Raw genomic sequence first — 20,783 nt, forward strand, 5'->3', positions numbered from 1 at the left:
ATATGACATTCCAATGCATCCATCGCTTTATCGTCTGGACTGAGATAGGCAAATACGTATTTGCATGGAACGCATCTCACGTCTATTGACGAAATGAGTTCTGATATTTTCTCGTGTGCCTTAAGATTGACAAAAAGCTGACCTTTGGAAGAGACGACATGGATTTCAAGCAATTAAAATACTTCGCGCGCATTGTCGAACTGGAGAGCATCACTGCGGCCGCACAATCCCTGTTCGTCGCGCAGCCGTCGATCAGTCAGCATCTTGCAAATCTCGAAGCCGAACTCGGCGTAAAACTGCTCAACAGAGGGGTGCGGGGCGCACGGCCGACGCCGGCAGGGGAACTTCTCTATCAATACGCGAAAACCATCCTGCGACAAATAGACGAGGCGACCGTCGTCGTCAAGCAGGAATCGACCGACCCAACGGGACATATCTCGCTTGGCCTGCCAACCAGCACGTCGAAAATGGTGGCGGTCGAGTTATTGGCCGAACTGACATCCAGATACAAACAGATTTCCGTGGAGATTGTGGAAGGGGCTACCGCGGACCTTGCGGAAATGGTGGCGAAACAGACGCTTGATATTACGGTCGGCGTCGATATCCAGGAAAGCACCAAATTCGATATCTATCCGCTCCTGATAGAAGACCTCTTGCTGATAGGACCTGCATCGTCCCCCCTCGATCACTCGCCGACCCTGGAACAGCTTTGCATGATGCCGCTTGTGCTTCCCAGCTTTCCGAATTCTGTCCGGGTCAAAATGGAGCGCGCCTGCACCGAACAAGGTCTGCGGTACTCCGTCATCGCTGAAAGTGCAGCCGCTTCGGTGATGGTGGGCGCCGCCCGCGAAGGACTGGCCTGGACCATTCTCCCCTGGGCGGCGCTGAAGGGAGAAAACCTGGAATTGCTGCGGTGTACCCGGATCGAGGGCGTCACATTGCAAAGAACGCTTTCTCTCTGCGTGTCGAAGGGGGCCATTTCCAACTCGGCCTGCGGAGTCGTACGAGATACGCTCGCGCGCTTGATTCGTCAGAAGGTGGAACGAAAGGAATGGCTTCATGTGACCCCCATTTCATAGCGCATCCACAACCCGTTGCGGTTGTCGCTGACGAAGGCAAGACATGCCTGCCATAGTCGAATTTTATATATTGATTGGAATTTCATGTTTGTCATCTGCCCTGGAAAACAATAATCTGGTGACTCACATCACAATAGAGGGCCAAAATGAACGTAAATCGTCGTCATCTGCTCTGCGCAACTGCTTCCTCCCTGCTTCTCCCCCGTTTCGCGCTCGCCCAGCAAAATCAGACAATTGTTGGCACCTGGGGCGGCGATTTTGGCGATACGCTTCGCAGCGGAGTCGACACACCCCTGATCAAGCCGAAGGGAATCGAGGTGATCCAGGACATCGGGGCACCCACCCAGCGCAGGACCAAGCTGATGGCCGAGCGCCAGTCGCGCCGCGGCAGCATGGATGTTGCCTGTCTCGCAGACTTCGACATGTATGCCGCAGGCCAGGCGGGTGCGCTTGAACCCATCACCGAAGCGAACGTTCCGAGGTCCGCCCTGATCCTTCCGTTTTTGAAAAGCAAATTCTCCATCGCACACATCTATTCTGCGCACGTAATTGTCTACAACACGGAGTTTGTGAAAACACCTCCGAAGTCATTTGCGGATTTGTGGGACCCGAAATACAAAGGAAAAGTCGGCCTCTCCGACTTCCTGTTCACAACCAATACGGTGGTGGCTGCGGTCGTCGGCGGCGGGTCGCCTACAAACATCGCACCGGCGCAGGCGAAGCTCACTGAACTCCGCAATCTGGACGCCAAGGTCCTGCCCTCCACCGAAGCAGTCGCCGCAGCGCTGAAGTCCGGTGAAATATGGTTCACCATCATCGCGGCTGCGCGTGCCTATATGTGGCGCAAAGCCGGCATTCCGGTCGACCGCGTCATACCGACCGAAGGCGGCTTCCCGACGCTTTACGAAGCCGGCGTCCCGAAAAACGCTCGCAACAAGGCAAACGGCCTGGCCTATCTGAATGCAATGCTGGAGCCGGCGGCACAAACCGCATTTGCCGAGAAACTCGGCTACCTTCCCACCGTGAGCGACGCCAAGATTGCACCGGAGCTCAACGCCAGGATTGGCTTCACCGAAGCAGAGCGCGCCCGCATGCTCAAGATTGACTACGCCTATCTGGCTCAAAACCAGGTGCAGATGCTCGACTTCTGGACGAAAACGCTTAAGTCCTGAGAGGTCAGAATGTATTCACGTCCGTACTTCCGGCGAGGCTTGTCCGGAGCCACGTTTATTCACCGCGTATTTGTGGCGCTGATGTATCTCTTCATGCTCGCACCACTGATTTGCGTTGTATGGATGAGCTTCTTCAAGGATGCGATACCCCATTTCCCGCCGTCTGGTTACACCACGCACTGGTACGGCAACGCCTGGCGCAATCCGTCGTTCGCAAACGGCTTCATCGCCAGCATCCAGATTGCCGCCGTTGCCACGTTGACAGGCGGTGCGCTTGGCATGCTGGCTGCGTTTGGGATCCAGCGCAACAAGTTCAGGGGAAGCCAACTAGTCAGCACATTGCTGCTATCCCCCGTGCTGATTCCCGGCATTGTCGCCGGCATCGCGATTTATCTGTTTTATGTCCAGGCAGAAAAATTTCTCGACCGGGACATCGTGGGCACACACGCGAGTCTCGTGATTGCGCATATCTGTTTGACGATTCCGTGGACGGTCAGGCTCGTTGTGGCGGGGATGAAAGGCCTGGACCGCACGCTTGAAGAAGCAGCGAGCGTACTGGGAGCCAGCCCTCGGGTTGTCTTTCTGCGCATCACCTTGCCCATGCTTCGTCCGTCCATCGTTGCGGCGGCGCTGTTTTCGTTCGTGGTGTCGTTTGAGAACCTTGAACTGTCACTTTCCCTGGTCGGTCCAGGCCACACGACGCTTCCCATTGCCATCATGCAGTACCTCGAGTTCAATCTCGACCCAACGATCGCCGCCGTTTCTGCAATGCAGATTCTTCTTCTGGGAGCGGTGATGCTCATCACCGACCGCTTCGTCAAACTCAGTCAGGTTGTCTAATCATGGCCCAAGTTGTCATCGAAAATTTGAATAAACGCTTCCCTGGCGCTCCTGCCGCCGCGGTGAACGACTTCTCGCTGCGCATCGCGGACGGAGAGCTCGTGGCTTTTCTGGGGCCGAGCGGTTGCGGCAAGACGACCACGCTGCGCATGATTGCCGGCTTCGTCGAACCGACTTCCGGCCGCATTCTTATCGGCGTCTCAGACGTCACCGGCCTCCCGGTGCACAAGCGCAACACCGGCATGGTGTTCCAGCGTTACGCATTGTTCCCGCACATGACCGTGAAGGAAAACGTTTCCTTCGGCCTGGAAATGCACAAGGTGCCCGCCGGCGAGCGCGTTGGACGCATCCGTAAAGCGCTGGATATGGTGCGCATGGCGCAGTACGCCGACCGCTATCCGCGGCAGCTTTCCGGCGGCCAGCAACAGCGTGTGTCGATTGCTCGCGCGCTTGCAATTGAGCCCAAGGTGTTCTTGCTGGATGAACCGCTGTCAGCCCTCGATGCAAAGCTGCGTGTCGAAGTCCGCGACGAAATCAGGGAGCTCCAGCAACGCCTCGGCCTCACGACGATTTTCGTCACGCACGACCAGGAAGAGGCATTGGCCATCGCTGACCGCATGGCCATCATGCATGACGGGAAGGTCCAGCAGGTCGGAAGCGCGCAGACCCTGTATGAGCAGCCGGCCAATTTGTTCGTTGCAGACTTCCTGGGGCATATGAATTTCTTCCCGGGCAAGCTGGACGGCGACCGCACTTTCTTTACCGAAAAAGGAACCTCGATTTCGACCTCGCAGACTGTGAAAAACGCCGTGCGTCTCGGCGTGCGCCCCGAGAGAATATTCCTCTCGGGGGAGCAGACGCCTCACGTCAACGCGATTCCAGGAAAGATTGAATCGGTCATCTATCTCGGTGCACAAGTTGAAATAAGGGTGCGAACCGATCAACACGAACTCATCTCTTGCCAGGTCCCGAACAACAAGGCCCTGGCGGACTGCGACGCAGCCATTGGCGCGAAGGTCCATGCCTGTTTCAACTACGCGGATGCTGTTCTCTTCACTGAGTAAAGAAGCGCCATGACAACCACTACTGTTCGCAGCCGCACAAACCTGCGCGGCCCATTCATGGCTTTCCCGGCGTCCCTGATCGTCTTGGGCATAATTGTCATCCCCATCCTCTTTCTGTTCCGTTACAGCTTCAATCACTACGACGTGACAGACCTGATGGTGTCGGCATTCACCTTGGAGAACTATGCGAGATTCTTTTCCGATGCCTACTACAGCAAGGTATTGTGGACGACGCTGTGGATTGCTGCACTGTGCACGTTCCTGGCGCTTCTGTTAGGGCTGCCGGTTGCCTACTTCCTGGCCAAGACGCAAAGTCGCTTCAAGAGCCTGTTTGTCATCCTGCTGGTCTTCCCGTTAATGGTGGGTAATGTCGTGCGCGCCGCAGGCTGGATGATTGTGTTTGGCAATGCCGGTCTGGTAAACGCCGTGCTGAAAGACTTCGGCGTCATCGATGCGCCATTGCAACTTCTTTTCACCCCGTTTGCCGTCATCGTCGGCACCACCGCCGTCGTGATGCCTTACATGATTCTCACCCTGCAGAGCGTTCTTGAAGGCATTGACTTCTCCGTGGAAGAGGCGGCCCAGGTCTTGGGGGCCAACTTCTTGACGTCATTCCGTCGAGTCGTGCTGCCGATCGCGGCGCCAGGCATTGCCGCCGGCACGATGCTCGTTTTCATCCTCTGCATGAACGCTTACGCCACTCCGGTGCTTTTGGGCGGCAGCGGCGTGACGATGATGGCGCCCGCGCTGTACGACCAGATAACCAAAGCATCCAACTGGCCGTTTGGCGCCGCGTTGGCGCTGGTATTGGTCATCGGCACCTTGGCCATGGCGCTGCTGTCGAACTGGGTTATTCATCGGCGATATGCCAAGACGATGGAAAGCTGAAAACTAACGCCGACAAGAATCCCCTCCCCCTTTTTCCGGCAATCTTGCGGGGCCTGATTTTCAGGCCTTTAGGGGGTCCCTTTACTTAAAATTCAAGAGATATCCATGGAAGATCTAGATAGCGTCAAATCCGGCTGGAAAATTCCTCCGCAAAAGTATCTGGAATCAAGGCCGCCGGAGTACGCGATACCGACGTTGCCGGAGTCGCAATATCTGACAATGCGCGACGGTTGCCGCATCGCTATTGACGTCTATGTCCCGCAAAGCGGAAAACCGGGAGGAAAATTCCCCGCCATCACCATCTTCACACCGTACAACCGGCGCTTCAAGCTGCGCGAGGCCGGCGCCGAACCGAGCCCGAACGGCGCCAAGTATCGCGACTTCTTCGTGCCGCGCGGCTACGTTGTCGTCATCGTCGACGTCCGCGGAACCGGCGCCAGTTTCGGAACCCGGGATGCCTTGCGTTCCCCCAAGGAACGCGATGATTCCTATGAGGTGGCAGACTGGATTGTTTCCCGAACGTGGTCGAACGGCGTCATCGGTGCGACAGGGATCTCCTACCTGGGCGCAGCTTCCTGCTTCCTTGCCAGCACCGGTCACAAAGCCGTTAAAGCAATCGCTCCCCTGTTTTCCGTTTCCGACATCTATAACGAGCAGCTTTTCCCCGGCGGCATGCTCTCCCGCGTCTGGAGCCGGGACTACGACGAACTGATGACTGCGCTGGACCACAATGACCCGGTCCTGACGGCAAAATTCCCCTACTTCAACGACCCGCGGCTGGATGGTCCGCAGCCGGTCGACGAAGACGCCGACGGGGCTTTGCTCCAGGCCGCAATCGCCGAGCATAAGAACAACTTCAGGCTGCATGACATGATGCCCGAGATTGCGTTCCGCGACGAAGGTCCGATTTACGACCCCTCGTTGAACACGGATGTGTGCAGCCCGTTCTATTACCAACTGGAAGGCACGTCCAAAGACGTGGCCATTTACTCGATTTCGGGCTGGTACGATGGCGGAGGCTATGCCAATGGCGCGATCACTCGCTTCCTGACCATGGCCGGTCCCAACGACCGCCTCCTGCTGGGTCCCTGGGACCATGGCGCCCGCACGAACGTGTCCCCGTGGCGCATGCAAGTGTCGTCGCAGTTCCCGCTTCTGGCCGAAGTGCTGCGTTTCTTCGACGAGCACCTGTTGGGTATGGCCACCGGCATCAAGGAAGAGTCTCCCGTTCACTACTACAGCGTGCACGGCAATACATGGAATGAGTCCAATGTGTGGCCGCCCGTTGCGAACGAGAAGAGGTTCTTCACCGCCGAGGGCGGCATCTCGACCGCCGCCGCGGAAGAACAGGCGCGGATTCCGTACCAGGTCCGGTTTGATACGACCACCGGCGGCGACACCCGCTGGGAACGGTTGGGCGCGGCCAACATCGAGAACTATTACTTCGATTGGCATGGCCGGGACAAGCTGCTCCTCAATTTCACGTCCGAAGTTTTGGAGACCGACCGCGAACTGAGCGGCCATATCATCGTTGCACTCAACGTTGCCAGCTCCCACACCGATGCCGCCCTGTTCGTATATGCGTCGGAAATCGAAGACGACGGAACGGTTCGCTACATGACCGAGGGCATGTTGCGAGGCATTCACCGCGCAAAGGCCAATCCGCCGGCGGCATATAAGACCACCTGGCCATATCGGACCTTCTACCGGTCTGCGGCTTCGTTGCTCACGCCCGGAAAAGCCGAGGTCTTCGAATTTGCCCTGCTACCCGTATCGTGGCGCCTGAGGAAAGGCAGCAGATTGCGGATTTCCATTGGCGGCGCAGACATTGACCACTTCCCGCAAATACCAAATGGGCAGCCGCCGTTGCTCCATATCGTCACCGGTGGTGAAACTGCATCCTATGTGGAAATTCCGTGGCGCGCCGCTCCGTAAGCTCGCCGGCCGATTACCTGGTCAAGCTATGCAGGCTGTCTGGCGACGTCGGATCGCCCAAGCACAGCTTTCGCATGCTTGACCGGTATCTGAAAGCATCCGTCGGGCATGCCTTGATGACCATTCTGAAAATAGATGCCTCCGAATCATTTTCGGAAAGGATTTATAGCAGCAAGCCGGACCTGTTTTCCTCGGGTGGTCAAAAGGCACTGGATACGGCCCCGCAAATGAGAAAAGTCATTGCTGCCGGGAGACCGCTCGTTGTTGATGGACGGGATGCCATTCGAGCCAGTTTCCCTGACCACAATCTGATTTTTTCCTTGGGCTGCGAGTGCATCATCAATGTGCCTTTACGCTGGCAAGGAAAGACCGTTGCCAACGTGAACGTGCTCGGGCCGAAGGGCGCCTATGACAATGAGAACGCGATCAAGATTGAGGTGGCCTGTTACCTGTGCTTGCCCGTAATGCTCGGCTCATTCCTCCCCGTCATGGTGAGCTCGTGATGACGCCCCTGCCGGGCTTGCTCCCCGAACCGTCCTGACGTTGGCTTGCTTCGCTCGGCGCGTAGCCGAACTGCGCCTTGAAGGCGCGGCTGAAGGCGGCGTCCGATGCGTAACCGATGCGTTCCGCCGCTTGCGTGACGCGCAGCCCGCCGCTGGCAAGCATGTCCGCCGCCAGCGTCAATTTCAACCGTTTGACATAGTGCAATGGCGCCTCGCCGACCCGCTCAGTGAAGCGCTCCGCAAAAATCGAGCGCGACATTGCGGAGATGCCGGCCAATCCCTCCACCGTCCATGGATGATAGGGCGCGGCATGGATGGCGCTCAGCGCGCGGCCGATACGCTCGTCGCCCAATGCGCCTACCCAACTGCTTGGCCGCGTCTGACCGGCAGCCCAGGTGCGCAGCGTGCGTATCACCAATAAATCGATCAGCCGCGAAATCATCAGCGAGGAGCCGGGTTCGACCTCACGCGACTCCTTGACCAGAAAATGGGTCAGCGCGTGCAACCAGTCCGGTGTCTTGCCTTCCTCGCTGGGGATATGCACCACCAGGGGCAGGGCCGCCATGATGGCGGCCAGCGATCCCCCTTCAAAATGGAACAGGCCGCCGACAAGGCAAGTCGATGCGCCATCGCCGCCGTAATCGAGCACCGATTTGTCGCGGTCGAAATGTCCGCTGATGAGGCTGCCGATTTCTGCCGGCGGCGTGGCCGGATGGTCGCAAACCTGGTGGCCCGTGCCATGCGGCAGCAGCAACATGTCGCCCTGATTTACGGCAATCGGCTCGGCGCCCAGGGTCTTGACCCACATCGTACCCATCTCGACGAAATAGAAATGCGCCGCCCCTTTGGGAAAAGCAATGCTCCAGGGCGCTCGCAGCCGTGCTGAATACACCAGCTCGCCGCGTAACCGGATCAAGGTCAGCACCTGGGACAGGACATCAGCGCGAGTGGCCGCCATGCCATAGTCCGGCATTTTTCCGGACGATCGATCATGAAGTTCGGGCTCCTGGATATGGCTGGTCATGTCGCTGCGTCCTATCATTTTCTCCGTGGTTCCCGATCTTATCAACCCTTTTAGGAGTATCACATGAAAGCATTAAACGTTTTGGTTCTGACTTCCGCCGCCTTGACCGGCGTTCATGCAATGGCTGCAGAAAAGCCGGCTATCGCCCTCGTCCACGGCGCATTTGAAGACGCGCATGTCTGGGATGGCGTCAGCGCCAAATTGCAGGCTGACGGCTATCGCGTCATCAACATCGATCTGCCTGGCCGCCCGAGCGCACCGATGGCGACCAACCTGGTCAGCGGCGACGTTTATCGCGACACGGTACTCAAGGCGATCAATGGCGAATCGCAGCCGGTGGTGCTGGTCGGCCATAGCTTTGGCGGCATCGCGGTGTCGGCAGTGGCGGAAGCCGCTCCGGCCAAGGTCAAGACCGCCGTGTATCTGGCCGCCTACCTGCCGCAGGATGGCGAATCGATGTTGTCGCTGGCCAAGCAGGATCGCGACAGCAAAGCCGGCCCGGCGCTGCAGATCGATGAGGCCAAAGGCATGATCTCGGTCAATTACGCCTCCCGCGCCGACCTGTTCGCCAACGGCGCGCCGGAAGGTTTGCGCAAGGCATTGCCGGATCTGATCATCGATGAACCGCTGGCGCCTATCGCCACGCCGGTGAAGTTGACCGCTCAACGTTTCGGCAAGGTCGACAAGGTCTACATCCACACCGCGCAGGATCAGGTCGTCAGTCCTTACTTGCAGCAAAAGATGGTTGCCGCCACGCCGGTGCGCCTGGAGTTCACGCTCAACACCGGCCATACACCGTTCCTGACCGATGTACCCGATCTGGTTTCAGCGATCGAGAAATCTGCTGAATAAGCAGATTCGATGACGACTCATCTGTGCCGCTGGCGCGCTTGAGGCCGCCAGCGCACGCTGCCGAGCACTTTCATGGTTGGCGGGTCAACTTCCCCGGATTCCTGGCGGCAAAGGAAAGTCTCGCGCAAGGATGTCTTTCAGGAATTTTTGAACCGCCTTTATGCGCGGCATGAAACAGCGTTCGCGATGAACCGTCATCCATATGGTTCGTTTCACTTCGAACGCGTCCAGCAGCACCGGCCGCAGGCCGAATCGTTCCGCGTTCGAGAACGCCGGCAGCATGACGATGCCCCCGCCTTCGGCCGCGGCAAACAACTGCGCGATCATGCTTGAGGAATGAAAGACCACATGCGGGTTCTTTATCGCCTCTTCCAGCCAACGAACGGTATTGAGCTGAATCAGGTCATCAACATAGGACACAAACTGATGCTGACTGAGTTCATGCATCGACTCGGGTATGCCGTGGCGGGAGAGATAGCTCTCCGACGCATATAAATGCAAAGGAAACGCTCCCACTGGCTCCACTTCCAGTCCTTTGCCTTCCGATGGAAAGAAGCTGAGAAAAATATCCGCCTCTCGTTGGCTCACATGGACCAGTTGGGTGGAAGTGACAAGCTCAATCTGAATCAGCGGGTACAGGTCTTTGAAACCCACGAATTTCCTCGACAGATACAGCGAAGCGATGCCCTCCATGGTCGCAATGCGAACCGGGCCGGAGGGAATACGAGACGTTCCCGACAACGATTCCCCAATTGCCAGGGCCCCGGACTCCATGGTTTCGACATGCGCCAGTAACTCGCGCCCCTTTGCCGTGATGTGGAATCCCTGATGGTCGCGCTCGAAGACCGGCGCATCAATGACAGATTCCAGGTGGGCAATGCGCCGGCTGATTGTTGAATGGTCCACCCTCAACTTTGCCGCGGCGCCGGAAAGAGTGCCGGCACGCGCGACCTCGAGGAAGATACGCAAATCGTTCCAATTGGGTATTTTTGTGCTCATCTGCAATTTCGCAATGGGTTGTTCGGTCACATGCCGGCGACTCAGTATATCGCGGCCTAACGCATTCACAACAAGCACGATAAATGTGCATTTGCAGCAAAATATGCACTGAAATGGCAAAAAACATGCCTTGCAAAAATGCAATGGCGATTGCGGAATCACCAGTTTTTTTTGTCAAAATGGCCTGATAACCTTGGTTCGCCAAGTGAGTCTGAGCGTTGTCGCCACAAAAGCGTCGCCGGGGTACGTATTCTCGCAGGCAGTTGGATTTTTATCTTTATTCAATCTTCCGAGGGGCGTTCATGCACAGCGACAATCCGCCGGATACGTGGTCGGCCATGTATCGGAATCCGCAATTTCACGCAATTTCTCGCAAACGCAGAACCGTGGTCACGACGCTCTTCATCGTTGGCGCACTGTTCTATTTTTCCATTCCCGCGATAACGACTTTCTATCCGTCGATATTCCACATCCGTCTGTTCGGCGTCGTCAACCTGGGGCTGGCTTACGCCCTGCTCCAGTACCCCATCGGCGGCCTTATTGCCTATGCGTACGCAATCAGCATGCGCAAGCTGGACCAGGAAATTGGCCGGATCTGAATCGACACTTAAAAAAAGCTGAAAGGAATTGGCATGAGTCCATTGCTGAAAATCAAAAGCGTGCTGGCGCTGGCGCTTACCCTGGTCGCCGGCGGCGCCTTTGCGGAGACCAAAGTCCTAGTCGGCACCGAATTTCAAGGAATGACCATCGCGGTCTTCGCGATCTTCTTCGGCGCGACGTTGTTCATCACTTATCTTTCCGCCAAACGGAACCGCACGGCAACCGATTTCTATACCGCGGGAGGCGGCATCGGGCCGATTCGGAACGGCCTCGCGATAGCCGGCGATTACCTTTCGGCCGCGGCGTTTCTTGGCGTTTCGGGATTGATCGCACTGTACGGCTACGACGGCATTGCTTATCTTATCGGCTTCTTCGTTGCGTTCATTCCCGTGCTGCTGCTGGTGGCAGAGCCCTGCCGCAATCTCGGACGTTACACGCTCGGCGATGTTCTTGCCTATCGCAACAGCTTCCGCAGCACCAAGGTTGCAGCCGCTGTTTCGAGCATCATCGTTGCCGTGTTCTACATGGTCCCCCAGATTGTCGGCGGGGCCGTCATTCTTCGCGCCCTCATCGGCATTCCGTACGAAATCTCAGTCTTGGCGGTTGGCATTCTGATGCTCACCTATGTTGTATTCGGCGGGATGCGGGCAACGACATCCGTACAGGTCATCAAAGCCGTATTGTTGATTTCGTCGTGCTTTGTGCTCGTGATACTGTCTTGGGCGCCGTTCGGATTCAACGTCTCCGGGTTCTTTGTTTCGTTGACGAAGAACCCGCTTCTGCAATCGTATGTCAGCGAGATATTGCTCAAGGGTTCCCATGCGCTGGGCACGCAAGAAGCCGGACAGCGCTTCCTGGAGTCCGGACTGTATCTGAAGAACCCTCTCGAACAGATATCGCTGGGACTGGCGCTGGTGCTGGGCACCGCCGCCATGCCGCACATCCTGATGCGCTTTTTTACCGTTCCCGACGCCAAGGCGGCGCGCAGTTCCGTCCTCTGGGCGATGCTGGCAATCGGCGTATGCCATCTCTTGATCGTGTTTATCGGCTTTGCCGCCGCCCACTATGTCGGCGCCAAAGCCATCGTCGTCTTGGACAAGGGCGGCAACCTTGCGGCGCCGATGCTGGCGCAGTTCTTGGGCGGCGGGGCAGATAGCCTGGCGGGCAACTTCATGCTGGCCTTCGTCGCGGCGGTGTCGTTTGCAACCATTGTGGCTGTCGTGGCCGGCCTGACGCTGGCGGCAGCGTCCGCACTGGCCCACGACGTCTATGTCGGCGCCATTCGCAACGGCCGGGCAACCGAACAGGAACAGGTGCGGGCGGCCCGCGTGGCAACGTTGATGATGGCCGTGATTTGCGTCGTTTGCGGGATTCTCGCCAAAGGTCAGAACGTTGCGCATCTGGTCGGCCTGGGTTATGCGGTCGCCGCGTCCGCGAATCTGCCGGCGCTGTTGATGACGTTGTACTGGAAACGCTGCAGTACGGCAGGCGTGCTGGCAGGAGTGATCGGCGGAACGTCGCTGGCGATCGTGTTGGTCCTGGTATCGCCGAACATGACGTATCCGCTGCAGCAGAAGGAGGCCGCCATCGCCAACGTCGCAGCATTGAACACGCGTATCGCCGAGGCCGGGAAAAATCCCGGAACCGCGACTGTCGAAGAAACGAACAAGCTGCGCGCGGAAAAAGAAACCGCCGCCGCATTGGCCGCAAGCATTCCCGACAACGCGACCAGTCTTGTGGGACTGAAGGCGCCGCTTGTCTCGTTGCGCAACCCCGGCCTTATCTCGATTCCTGTCGGATTCCTGCTGGTCTTTGTCTTCTCGTTGCTGTTCTCCGACAAGCGTGCGATAGCCCGTTGGGAGGAGCTCGCCGTACGGCGTGAAACCGGCATCGGCGTGGAAAAGGCCGTCGCTCACTAAAACGGTTGTCTTTTGATTTCAGTTGATAAACGAAAGGATTATTTGATGAATCTCCCAACGGTCAAAGTCGCAGCGATGCATGTTGCGCCCGTTTATATGGATAGTGCGGCGACGCTGCAGAAGGCGCTGTCCTTAATCGGCGAGGCGGCCTCAAACGGAGCGGAACTTATCGTCTTTCCCGAATCCTTCATCCCCGGATTTCCAGTCTGGGCCGCCTTATGGGCGCCGATTTACAACCATGAATGGTTCAAGAAAATGGTTGCGAACAGCTTGCTTGTGGACGGCCCCGAAATGGCTGAACTCCGTGCGGCCGCAGCTCGCCATCGAGTGTTTGTCTCAATGGGTTTCAGTGAATCGACCCGTGTGAGCGTCGGCTGCATCTGGAACTCCAATGTGTTGATCGGCGACGATGGAAGTATCCTCAACCATCATCGCAAGTTGGTCCCGACTTTCTACGAAAAAATGGTCTGGGCTCCCGGCGATGGCGCCGGGCTGCATGTCGCGGATACACGCATCGGCAAGATTGGCGGCCTCATTTGCGGTGAAAACACAAACCCGCTCGCACGTTACGCTCTCATTGCCCAGGGAGAGCAAATCCACATTTCCAGTTGGCCGCCGATCTGGCCGACCAAGAAGCCGGCGACGGGCGAGAATTTCGACAATGTGGCGGCCAACCGCATCCGGGCCGGCGCACATTCGTTCGAAGCCAAGGCATACGGCATCCTGTGCGGAAGCTATCTGGACAAGACCGCATTCGACATGCTGACTGCCGAAGATAATTCAGTGGCGGACCTCCTGGAAAAGACGTCCAAGGCGGCAACCCAGTTCGTCACGCCAACCGGGAGCCAGATCGGCGATTCGTTGCAAACCGAAGAAGGCATCGCCTATGCCACTTTCGATCTGTCTGCCTGCATCGAACCGAAACAGTTTCACGACGTCGTCGGTTATTACAACCGTTTTGACGTATTTGACCTTGTTGTCAATCGGAAGCGCATCAAGCCGATTACCTGGGAAAATGTTGAAGGCCTTGATTCCGACGAGGTTCTTGGCGCCATCGCCAGTTCGGCGGTTGGCGCTGCCCAGCCCTGAAATCTGCGCAAGGTGTAGAACTCATCTCGCGGCGAAATAATCTGTGTCCGCCCCGGGATGCCCCAGGGCCGGACACGGACTCTGCGCCGGATCAGCGCTTCAGTTGCGACAGATCGCGCACTGCGCCGCGGTCGGCGGAAGTGGTCAGCGCGGCGTAGGCTTGCAGCGCCTGCGAAACGACGCGCGCGCGGTTCACCGGCTGCCAGGCATCGCGGCCGCGTGCTTCCATTGCGGTACGGCGTTGCACCAGTTGCTCGGCCGCGACGCGCAGGTTGATGGTGCGCGCCGGGATGTCGATGTCGATCACGTCGCCCTCTTCCACCAGGCCGATGGCTCCGCCCTCCGCCGCTTCCGGCGAGGCGTGGCCGATCACGAGGCCCGAAGAGCCGCCGGAGAAGCGGCCGTCCGTGAACAAGGCGCATGCCTTGCCGAGGCCCTTCGATTTGATGTACGAAGTCGGGTACAACATTTCCTGCATGCCCGGACCGCCCTTCGGACCTTCGTAACGGATGATGACGACATCGCCGGCATGCACGGTATCGCCGAGAATGCCTTCCACCGCCGCATCCTGGCTCTCGAACACGCGCGCCTTGCCGGAGAACTTGAGGATGCTCTCATCCACGCCGGCCGTCTTCACGATGCAACCCTTTTCGGCGATGTTGCCGTACAGGACCGCCAGGCCGCCGTCCTGCGAATACGCGTGCTCGCGGTCGCGGATGCAACCCGCGCTGCGATCCAGATCGTTCTCTGCATAGCGTTCAGACTGCGAGAAAGCCACCTGCGTCGGCACGCCGCCCGGCGCGGCGCGGAACAGCTTGTGGACGGCAGCATCGCTGCTGATGCGGATGTCGTATTTCCTGATCGCTTCTTCCAGCGACTTGCTGTGCACCGTCGGCAGCGAGGTGTCCAGCAAACCGGCGCGCGACAGTTCGCCGAGGATGGCGATGATGCCGCCGGCGCGGTGTACGTCTTCGATGTGATACTTGTTGGTCATCGGAGCCACCTTGCACAGGCACGGCACCTTGCGCGAAATGCGGTCGATGTCGGCCATGGTGAATTCGACTTGCGCCTCATGCGCCGCCGCCAGCAAGTGCAGCACGGTGTTGGTCGAGCCGCCCATGGCGACGTCCAGCGTCATGGCGTTTTCAAACGCGGCCTTGGTGGCGATGCTGCGCGGCAGGATCGAATAATCGTCCTGCTCGTAGTGGCGCTTGGCCAGTTCGACGATCAGGCGGCCCGCGCTCAGAAACAATTCCTTGCGGTCGGCGTGGGTGGCGACGATGGTGCCGTTGCCCGGCAGCGACAGACCCAGCACTTCGGTCAGGCAGTTCATCGAGTTTGCGGTGAACATGCCGGAGCACGAACCGCAGGTCGGACACGCGGAACGCTCGACTTCAGCGACATCGGCATCCGAGATGTTGCTGTCGCCGGCCTGGATCATGGCGTCCACCAGGTCCAGCTTGATGATCTTCTTGTCGCTGTTGACCACCTTGACAACCTTGCCGGCCTCCATCGGGCCGCCGGACACGAACACCACCGGGATGTTCAGCCGCATCGCGGCCATCAGCATGCCCGGGGTGATCTTGTCGCAGTTCGAGATGCAGACCATGGCGTCCGCGCAGTGTGCGTTGACCATATATTCGACCGAATCGGCGATCAGGTCGCGCGACGGCAGCGAGTACAGCATGCCGCCGTGCCCCATGGCGATGCCGTCGTCGACGGCGATGGTGTTGAATTCCTTGGCCACGCCGCCGGCCGCCTCGATCTCGCGCGCCACCAGTTGGCCCAGATCCTTGAGGTGCACATGGCCGGGCACGAACTGCGTGAACGAGTTCACCACGGCAACGATCGGCTTGTCGAAGTCGCCGTCCTTCATGCCGGTGGCGCGCCACAGCGCACGGGCTCCGGCCATGTTGCGACCTTGGGTGGTAGTGTGGGAACGGTAGGCTGGCATGGTGGGTGTCTCCTCAGTAACGACGAACAAAATAAGAGCGCAAGAGTGCCGTTAGCGCGACAAGTTGTCCAATATATTATTCAATGCCTTTTAATTCGCATTGAATATCACAGCTTATGCCCACCGATATGCTTGCTGCGCCGCCATGGCGACGGAAGCGGCCGACCACTTGCGCCATGGTCGGCAACGGCGGCATACTGAGGCGCTGCACGGTGTGCAGCAGTGCTGACTGACATTGGCGAGGGTGGCGGCGACATGCAAATCAATGACAAAAAGAATGCCGTACCGGCCATATCCGTTGACGACCGCACGACCGCGACGCCGACCGGATTTGTCGACAACAGGCCTGCGTTCAAGCAACAGCAGCCGCTCATCGGCGCCATCCAGACGCGCGCGCTGCGCCCTCCCGGAAGCAGCATCGCCAAGCCGGTTTTGCAAGCCAAGGTCGAGACGGTAAAAGGAAAACTCAACAAGACCGAAATCAAGTTCACCTCCGGGCCTTATGACTACGTCGACCTGGACGACAAGACCGAGACCAAGAAGAAAGCCGAAGTCGGCACAAAAATGGAAGCCACCTTGCATCTCGACGACCCCGTCAAAGGACAGGCGACCGGCCCCCAGTGGAAGTGGATGGATTCCCTGAAAAAGAAATCCAAGACGCGCGTCATTCGCGGCCATCTGTTGAATCACGATCTTGGAGGACCGGCGCTTCCCTATAATCTGTTTCCGATTTCAGGACAGGCGAATCAGCAGCACTCCATTCAAGTCGAACAAAAGGTGAAGGATGCCTTGTTTTCCGGCCCGCCCAAAGCTTCCGCGGGTTCGGCGACTACGCCGGCGAGCGGCACTGGCACTGGCACTGGCACTGGCACTGGCACCAGTGTCGCCCCGACATCTTCCGATGTTTCCGCGCTCGACGAAAAGACATCGCACATGGTCACCTACCATGTTGACGTCACCGCCAGAGACGATGACGCGGGGACGGCAACGTTCACATGCGCATGGGGCGTAGGCAAGAAGGTGGGCACGCCGGTCGCCATTCCCTCAGATCTGAAAAACGCCGGTCAATCCTATCGCCCCGGCGGCAAGAAAACAGCGACGCCGTTCAAGATTCCTGAAGCGTGGAGCAAGAGTCCGGGAGGCGCCATAGCCGAAAAGTATAAGAGCAAATACAACATCGAAGTCGGCACGACGACGCACGAGATTTCCGCGGTCGCTGAAGGATCGTCTTACAAGAGAGAAAAATGGGAGTTCGAAAAGACGATCGACAATCTGGGACCAAGTACGGATGTGTTCCAGTCCTACATTAAAGCGTTTCTTCAAAGACACAGCGGCCAGCGGGAGCTCGGCAGGCAGGCATTGGACGCCGCATATAAAGATAGAGAAATGCCGCAAGCGGCGCTTTATTATGAGTGGACCGGCGATGAAATCACCAAAATCGATAACGACGCAAAGATGACGCCACAAGAGAAAGCCAATGCCACAAGCAAGGCCGTCGACTCCTATGCCAAATATTTGACGTACACGGTTGCGGAGGCGATCTTCGACGAGTTGGTTGAAGAACATGAAGAAATGGATCAGCTCGGACGAAATGAAAGCAAGGACGACGACTGAATTGCGCGGCAAGAGCCGGTCGTGATTTCCGGCGGAAGCGGTTGCCGATAGCAGCCATCTGAGATGAGGCACGGTCCTGCATGCGGGCGCACACGGCTCCGGGCTTGTCCACACTGGAACAAGCCCGGACGAAACCAGCTATATCGCTTACTTCACCGTCTTCAGATACGCAATCAGATCGGCGCGTTGTTTTGCGTCGGCGATGCCGGAGAACGGCATGAGATTGCCGGGCACGACTTTTTGCGGATCGGCGACGTAGGCATCGAGACTTTTTTCATCCCACGTCAGATTGGCGCGCTTGAACGCCGGACTGTAGCGGAAGCCGGGCGACGCCGCCGACTTGCGGCCGACAATACCCAGCAATCCGGGCCCGACGCCGTTGACGGCGGTGGCGGTGTGGCAGGCGGCGCATTGTGCAAAGACCTGCTTGCCGGCGTTGACGTCCTGCGCCATCGCCGGCGTCAGCGACAGCGACAAACCGGACAAGGTGAGCGCGGCTGCCAGCGCCGCGCGACGACTATATTCCATCTGTTTACTCCTGAAAAAAATCCGTTTCGTTCATCACAGCATGCGCGGACGCTGCACGTATTGCACCAGATCGTCGCCCAGCCGCAGCGCCAGCGCTGCCAGCGGACCGGTCGGGTTGTAGCCCGAGTTGTGCTGGAACACCGATGCGCCCACCACGAACAGGTTCTGCGCATCCCAGTGCTGCAAATGCGGAGAAACCACGCTGGTCGATGGATCCATGCCCATCGGCGTACCGCCCGTGATATGCGTGGTCTGGTACATGCGCGTGTCGAACGGACTCTTGCGCGGCGCAGCCGGACCGACGATGTCGGCGCCCATTGCCTTGGCGATGTCTTCCATCTTCTTGGTCACGTAGGCCGACATCTTCATCTCGTTGTCGCGCCAGTCGAAGGTCATGCGCACCAGAGGCTGGCCGTAGGCATCCTTGTATACCGGGTCGAGATCGAGGAAGTTCTCCGTATGCGGATAGCAGCTTCCCTGGATCGACATGCCGAACGAATGGGCATACCAGTCGACGTTGGCCTGCTTCCACTTGGTGCCCCAGCGCGGCGTACCCGGCGGCAGGCGACGCGCCACGATAGGCCGGCCGCTGAACATGTTGGCGCTGATCATGCCGCCGCCGAGGAAGCCCAGTCCGGTGTGGTCGAAATTGTCGTTGTTGAAATCGTCAATCACCGTGCCGGTGCTGCCGGTGGACAGGAAAGGATTGGTCCAGCGATCCTTCATGAAGACGTTCACCGCCGACGTGGTCTGATAGCAGAAGTTACGGCCGACCACGCCTTTGCCGGTCTGCGGATCGTACGGCGTGCCGATCTTGTCGAGCAAAAGAATCTTGTTGTTGGTCATCGTGAATGCGCCCAGCACCACCACGTCCGCCGGTTGCTCATACTCCTGGCCGGTGCGCAGGTCGAGATAGCGCACGCCGGTGACGCGCTTGGCTTTGCGGTCGTAGTTCACGCCCAGCACGTGGCTGTTCAGACGCAACTCGAAACCCTTGCGTTGCTTGAGCATCGGGTACAGCAAGACTTCCGGCGACGCCTTCGCCTGGGCCTCGCAGATGAAACGTTCGCAGTGGCCGCAATACTGGCATTGGCCGAGCTTCTGGTTGTCCGGGTTGGTGTACACGCCGGAAGAGTTGGCCGCCGGCGTCGGGAATGGGTGGTAGCCCATCTTCTCGGCCGTCTGCTTGAAGACCGAACCGGCTTCGGTGATCTCCAGCGGCTTTTGCGGATACTCGCCGCGGCGCGGCGCTTCGAACGGATTGCCGCCCGGCTGGATCTTGCCGTTGACGTTGCCGGCGGTGCCGGAAATGCCGAACAGTTTTTCGAACAGATCGTGATACGGTTCCATCTGCTTGTACGTCACGCCCCAGTCCTGCAGCGGCACATTCGAGGGAATCGCCTTGGCGCCGTAACGGTTGGTGTAGTGCGTGCGCAAGGTCGGGTCATACTCAGCCCAGCGCCAGGTGTGGCCGTTCCAGTGATTGGCCGCGCCGCCCATGCCTTCTCCGGGCAGGAAAGCCTCCATCCAGCGTACCGGCAGCGATGCATCGGCGCGCGAGTGGCGCAGCGTATAAGTCTGCACATTCCATTTCTGCACCAGGCCCTGGCGCACGTCCCAGCGCAATTCGTCGCGTTGGGACGGCAGTTTTGCTTCGGCGCCGCTGGTGTGGTCGCCGCCGCGCTCCAATACCAGCACGTCGATCCCCTGCGCCGTCAATTGACGCGAAATCAGGCCCGCAGTGAGCCCGCCGCCGACGATCACGACCGTCCGCTTTTCCAGTTTCTTTATCATGAGCTGTCCTTAGCTGAAATCGAGGATGGATTTGGGATCTTTCGCGCCGGGGAACGGCTTGCCTCGGTAGTTGACCATGTCGAGCGTATGCGTCGCCGGCAAGCCGGGGTAGCCAATCATCTTCCAGAACACCTTGTTGTTGTTGCCGCCATAAAGCGGGTCGGCGTAACAGGCCTGCGTGAACAACGGATAGACCAGTTCGTTGAACCAGGAAGCCAGCGGGATCTCGTCGTCGACGATCTTGCCGTCGGCAATGGCGGCGAGGAAGGCATCGGCGTCGGCCGGCGTCAACTGGTCGAAGGTCTTGCCGAATTTTTTTTCCGCCTGGCGATTGGCGGCTTCCACGCCGGCCTTGAAGAACTGCTCAGGCGTCAGCGGCAACTGCAATCCGAGTTGCGGCTTGCCTTGCGTCCAGGGACCATTCATGTAACGCCCCGCGCCTTTTCCATAGGCTCCGCTCAATTGCCTGTCGATGAAAATCGCCAGGCCGCAATCGACGCCGTTGGGGGTGAACTGGTCGGCCGGACACATGACATTGACCATGGTTTCCGTGAAGGCGGCTTCATCGGCGCTGAAACTTGCATAGCCGCTCAGCCCTGGAACCGCTGCCGCTGCGGGCGCATCTGCAGCGACCGCACCGGTTGCCGCCGCTGCCGCACCGGCGCCGGCGCCGATAGCGAGCGGGGAAGAAAGCGAAGCCGTTCCGGCGACGCTGATGACTTGTCGCAAAAAGTGCCGTCGTGCCGGGGGTTGGGTTGTGTCGTCACTCATCTATGCCTCCTTGTGTAAGTGGGTGAGATTGTCGTTTGCGGGCGCAAGCCTGATGCGAACGCCTGTTTTGTTCCGCCGTAGCGAATTCCGATTTCGTGGCGCCGACGCCAGACATGCGGCAGCCGACCGGAGAAATGTTTCCGTTTCTCCGGCCATGA

Annotated in this window: 18 protein-coding genes; 12 read left to right on the forward strand and 6 right to left on the reverse strand. The window is 58.6% G+C overall.

Going from position 1 to position 20,783, the window contains the following annotated elements:
- Positions 1-158 precede the first annotated feature (158 nt).
- The 7 genes from RV1423_RS10985 to RV1423_RS28515 all read left to right on the forward strand — a co-directional run bounded on the left by RV1423_RS10985 (position 159) and on the right by RV1423_RS28515 (position 7,481).
- Positions 159-1,079, forward strand: a complete 921-nt coding sequence (locus RV1423_RS10985; protein ID WP_034296510.1) for a LysR family transcriptional regulator — start codon at positions 159-161, stop codon at positions 1,077-1,079.
- A 146-nt stretch (positions 1,080-1,225) separates the two neighbouring features.
- Complete coding sequence (locus RV1423_RS10990) at positions 1,226-2,251, forward strand: ABC transporter substrate-binding protein (protein WP_034296420.1); 1,026 nt, start codon at positions 1,226-1,228, stop codon at positions 2,249-2,251.
- 9 nt (positions 2,252-2,260) lie between these two features.
- On the forward strand, positions 2,261-3,091 hold the full coding sequence (locus RV1423_RS10995) for an ABC transporter permease (RefSeq protein ID WP_051516626.1): 831 nt from the start codon (positions 2,261-2,263) through the stop codon (positions 3,089-3,091).
- 2 nt (positions 3,092-3,093) lie between these two features.
- Positions 3,094-4,155, forward strand: coding sequence for an ABC transporter ATP-binding protein (locus RV1423_RS11000; protein WP_034296423.1), 1,062 nt, complete (start codon positions 3,094-3,096; stop codon positions 4,153-4,155).
- Between the two features lie 9 nt (positions 4,156-4,164).
- On the forward strand, positions 4,165-5,043 hold the full coding sequence (locus RV1423_RS11005) for an ABC transporter permease (RefSeq protein WP_034296426.1): 879 nt from the start codon (positions 4,165-4,167) through the stop codon (positions 5,041-5,043).
- A 105-nt stretch (positions 5,044-5,148) separates the two neighbouring features.
- Complete coding sequence (locus RV1423_RS11010) at positions 5,149-6,978, forward strand: CocE/NonD family hydrolase (RefSeq protein ID WP_034296428.1); 1,830 nt, start codon at positions 5,149-5,151, stop codon at positions 6,976-6,978.
- Positions 6,960-7,481 carry a GAF domain-containing protein gene (locus tag RV1423_RS28515; RefSeq protein ID WP_051516627.1) on the forward strand — a complete coding sequence of 174 codons (522 nt, stop codon included), beginning with the start codon at positions 6,960-6,962 and terminating at the stop codon, positions 7,479-7,481. Before RV1423_RS11010 ends, RV1423_RS28515 begins: the two co-directional genes overlap by 19 nt.
- Here the strand turns inward: RV1423_RS28515 and RV1423_RS11020 are convergent.
- On the reverse strand, positions 7,465-8,439 hold the full coding sequence (locus RV1423_RS11020) for an AraC family transcriptional regulator (RefSeq protein ID WP_197034920.1): 975 nt from the start codon (positions 8,437-8,439) through the stop codon (positions 7,465-7,467). The genes RV1423_RS28515 and RV1423_RS11020 overlap by 17 nt on opposite strands.
- Before the next feature lie 129 nt (positions 8,440-8,568).
- Here RV1423_RS11020 and RV1423_RS11025 point away from each other — a divergent pair, with 129 nt between their 5' ends.
- A complete protein-coding gene (locus RV1423_RS11025; protein ID WP_034296430.1) occupies positions 8,569-9,357 on the forward strand; it encodes an alpha/beta fold hydrolase in 789 nt (262 codons plus the stop codon).
- 84 nt (positions 9,358-9,441) lie between these two features.
- Here RV1423_RS11025 and RV1423_RS11030 read toward each other — a convergent pair whose 3' ends face one another.
- Complete coding sequence (locus RV1423_RS11030; RefSeq protein WP_231502194.1) at positions 9,442-10,386, reverse strand: LysR family transcriptional regulator; 945 nt, start codon at positions 10,384-10,386, stop codon at positions 9,442-9,444.
- Positions 10,387-10,658: 272 nt separating this feature from the next.
- Between RV1423_RS11030 and RV1423_RS11035 the strand changes: the two genes are divergently transcribed.
- From RV1423_RS11035 to RV1423_RS11045, 3 genes are read left to right on the forward strand one after another with little or no spacing between them, the layout of a single operon-like run.
- Positions 10,659-10,955 carry a DUF485 domain-containing protein gene (locus tag RV1423_RS11035; protein WP_051516629.1) on the forward strand — a complete coding sequence of 99 codons (297 nt, stop codon included), beginning with the start codon at positions 10,659-10,661 and terminating at the stop codon, positions 10,953-10,955.
- Between the two features lie 33 nt (positions 10,956-10,988).
- Entirely contained in the window at positions 10,989-12,875 is a 1,887-nt protein-coding gene (locus tag RV1423_RS11040; protein WP_034296435.1) for a cation acetate symporter, read from the forward strand.
- 45 nt (positions 12,876-12,920) lie between these two features.
- Entirely contained in the window at positions 12,921-13,964 is a 1,044-nt protein-coding gene (locus tag RV1423_RS11045; RefSeq protein ID WP_034296437.1) for a carbon-nitrogen hydrolase family protein, read from the forward strand.
- 91 nt (positions 13,965-14,055) lie between these two features.
- Here RV1423_RS11045 and ilvD read toward each other — a convergent pair whose 3' ends face one another.
- Complete coding sequence (gene ilvD, locus RV1423_RS11050; RefSeq protein ID WP_034296440.1) at positions 14,056-15,918, reverse strand: dihydroxy-acid dehydratase; 1,863 nt, start codon at positions 15,916-15,918, stop codon at positions 14,056-14,058.
- 255 nt (positions 15,919-16,173) lie between these two features.
- On the opposite strand from ilvD, the gene RV1423_RS11055 reads away from it, so the two are divergent.
- A complete protein-coding gene (locus RV1423_RS11055) occupies positions 16,174-17,532 on the forward strand; it encodes a hypothetical protein (RefSeq protein ID WP_155835086.1) in 1,359 nt (452 codons plus the stop codon).
- 147 nt (positions 17,533-17,679) lie between these two features.
- Here the strand turns inward: RV1423_RS11055 and RV1423_RS11060 are convergent, their stop codons facing one another.
- Genes RV1423_RS11060 through RV1423_RS11070 form a run of 3 tightly spaced genes read right to left on the reverse strand, consistent with a single transcriptional unit; the run spans position 17,680 to position 20,625 of the window.
- On the reverse strand, positions 17,680-18,060 hold the full coding sequence (locus RV1423_RS11060) for a cytochrome c family protein (protein ID WP_034296445.1): 381 nt from the start codon (positions 18,058-18,060) through the stop codon (positions 17,680-17,682).
- 33 nt (positions 18,061-18,093) lie between these two features.
- Complete coding sequence (locus tag RV1423_RS11065; RefSeq protein WP_034296448.1) at positions 18,094-19,854, reverse strand: GMC family oxidoreductase; 1,761 nt, start codon at positions 19,852-19,854, stop codon at positions 18,094-18,096.
- A gap of 9 nt (positions 19,855-19,863) precedes the next feature.
- Entirely contained in the window at positions 19,864-20,625 is a 762-nt protein-coding gene (locus tag RV1423_RS11070; protein ID WP_034296451.1) for a gluconate 2-dehydrogenase subunit 3 family protein, read from the reverse strand.
- Between the last annotated feature and the right edge of the window lie 158 nt (positions 20,626-20,783).

Origin of the sequence: Herbaspirillum sp. RV1423 (assembly GCF_000577615.1) — a bacterium.
Taxonomy (GTDB): domain Bacteria; phylum Pseudomonadota; class Gammaproteobacteria; order Burkholderiales; family Burkholderiaceae_D; genus Herbaspirillum.

Excerpts from the sequence above, each read along its gene's own strand:
- RV1423_RS10985 (WP_034296510.1), top strand. The coding sequence starts at position 159 with ATGGATTTCAAGCAATTAAAATACTTCGCGCGCATTGTCGAACTGGAG.
- RV1423_RS10990 (WP_034296420.1), top strand. The coding sequence starts at position 1,226 with ATGAACGTAAATCGTCGTCATCTGCTCTGCGCAACTGCTTCCTCCCTG.
- RV1423_RS10995 (WP_051516626.1), top strand. The coding sequence starts at position 2,261 with ATGTATTCACGTCCGTACTTCCGGCGAGGCTTGTCCGGAGCCACGTTT.
- RV1423_RS11000 (WP_034296423.1), top strand. The coding sequence starts at position 3,094 with ATGGCCCAAGTTGTCATCGAAAATTTGAATAAACGCTTCCCTGGCGCT.
- RV1423_RS11005 (WP_034296426.1), top strand. The coding sequence starts at position 4,165 with ATGACAACCACTACTGTTCGCAGCCGCACAAACCTGCGCGGCCCATTC.
- RV1423_RS11010 (WP_034296428.1), top strand. The coding sequence starts at position 5,149 with ATGGAAGATCTAGATAGCGTCAAATCCGGCTGGAAAATTCCTCCGCAA.
- RV1423_RS11020 (WP_197034920.1), bottom strand. The coding sequence starts at position 8,439 with ATGGCGGCCACTCGCGCTGATGTCCTGTCCCAGGTGCTGACCTTGATC.
- RV1423_RS11025 (WP_034296430.1), top strand. The coding sequence starts at position 8,569 with ATGAAAGCATTAAACGTTTTGGTTCTGACTTCCGCCGCCTTGACCGGC.
- RV1423_RS11035 (WP_051516629.1), top strand. The coding sequence starts at position 10,659 with ATGCACAGCGACAATCCGCCGGATACGTGGTCGGCCATGTATCGGAAT.
- RV1423_RS11040 (WP_034296435.1), top strand. The coding sequence starts at position 10,989 with ATGAGTCCATTGCTGAAAATCAAAAGCGTGCTGGCGCTGGCGCTTACC.
- RV1423_RS11045 (WP_034296437.1), top strand. The coding sequence starts at position 12,921 with ATGAATCTCCCAACGGTCAAAGTCGCAGCGATGCATGTTGCGCCCGTT.
- ilvD (WP_034296440.1), bottom strand. The coding sequence starts at position 15,918 with ATGCCAGCCTACCGTTCCCACACTACCACCCAAGGTCGCAACATGGCC.
- RV1423_RS11055 (WP_155835086.1), top strand. The coding sequence starts at position 16,174 with ATGCAAATCAATGACAAAAAGAATGCCGTACCGGCCATATCCGTTGAC.
- RV1423_RS11060 (WP_034296445.1), bottom strand. The coding sequence starts at position 18,060 with ATGGAATATAGTCGTCGCGCGGCGCTGGCAGCCGCGCTCACCTTGTCC.
- RV1423_RS11065 (WP_034296448.1), bottom strand. The coding sequence starts at position 19,854 with ATGATAAAGAAACTGGAAAAGCGGACGGTCGTGATCGTCGGCGGCGGG.
- RV1423_RS11070 (WP_034296451.1), bottom strand. The coding sequence starts at position 20,625 with ATGAGTGACGACACAACCCAACCCCCGGCACGACGGCACTTTTTGCGA.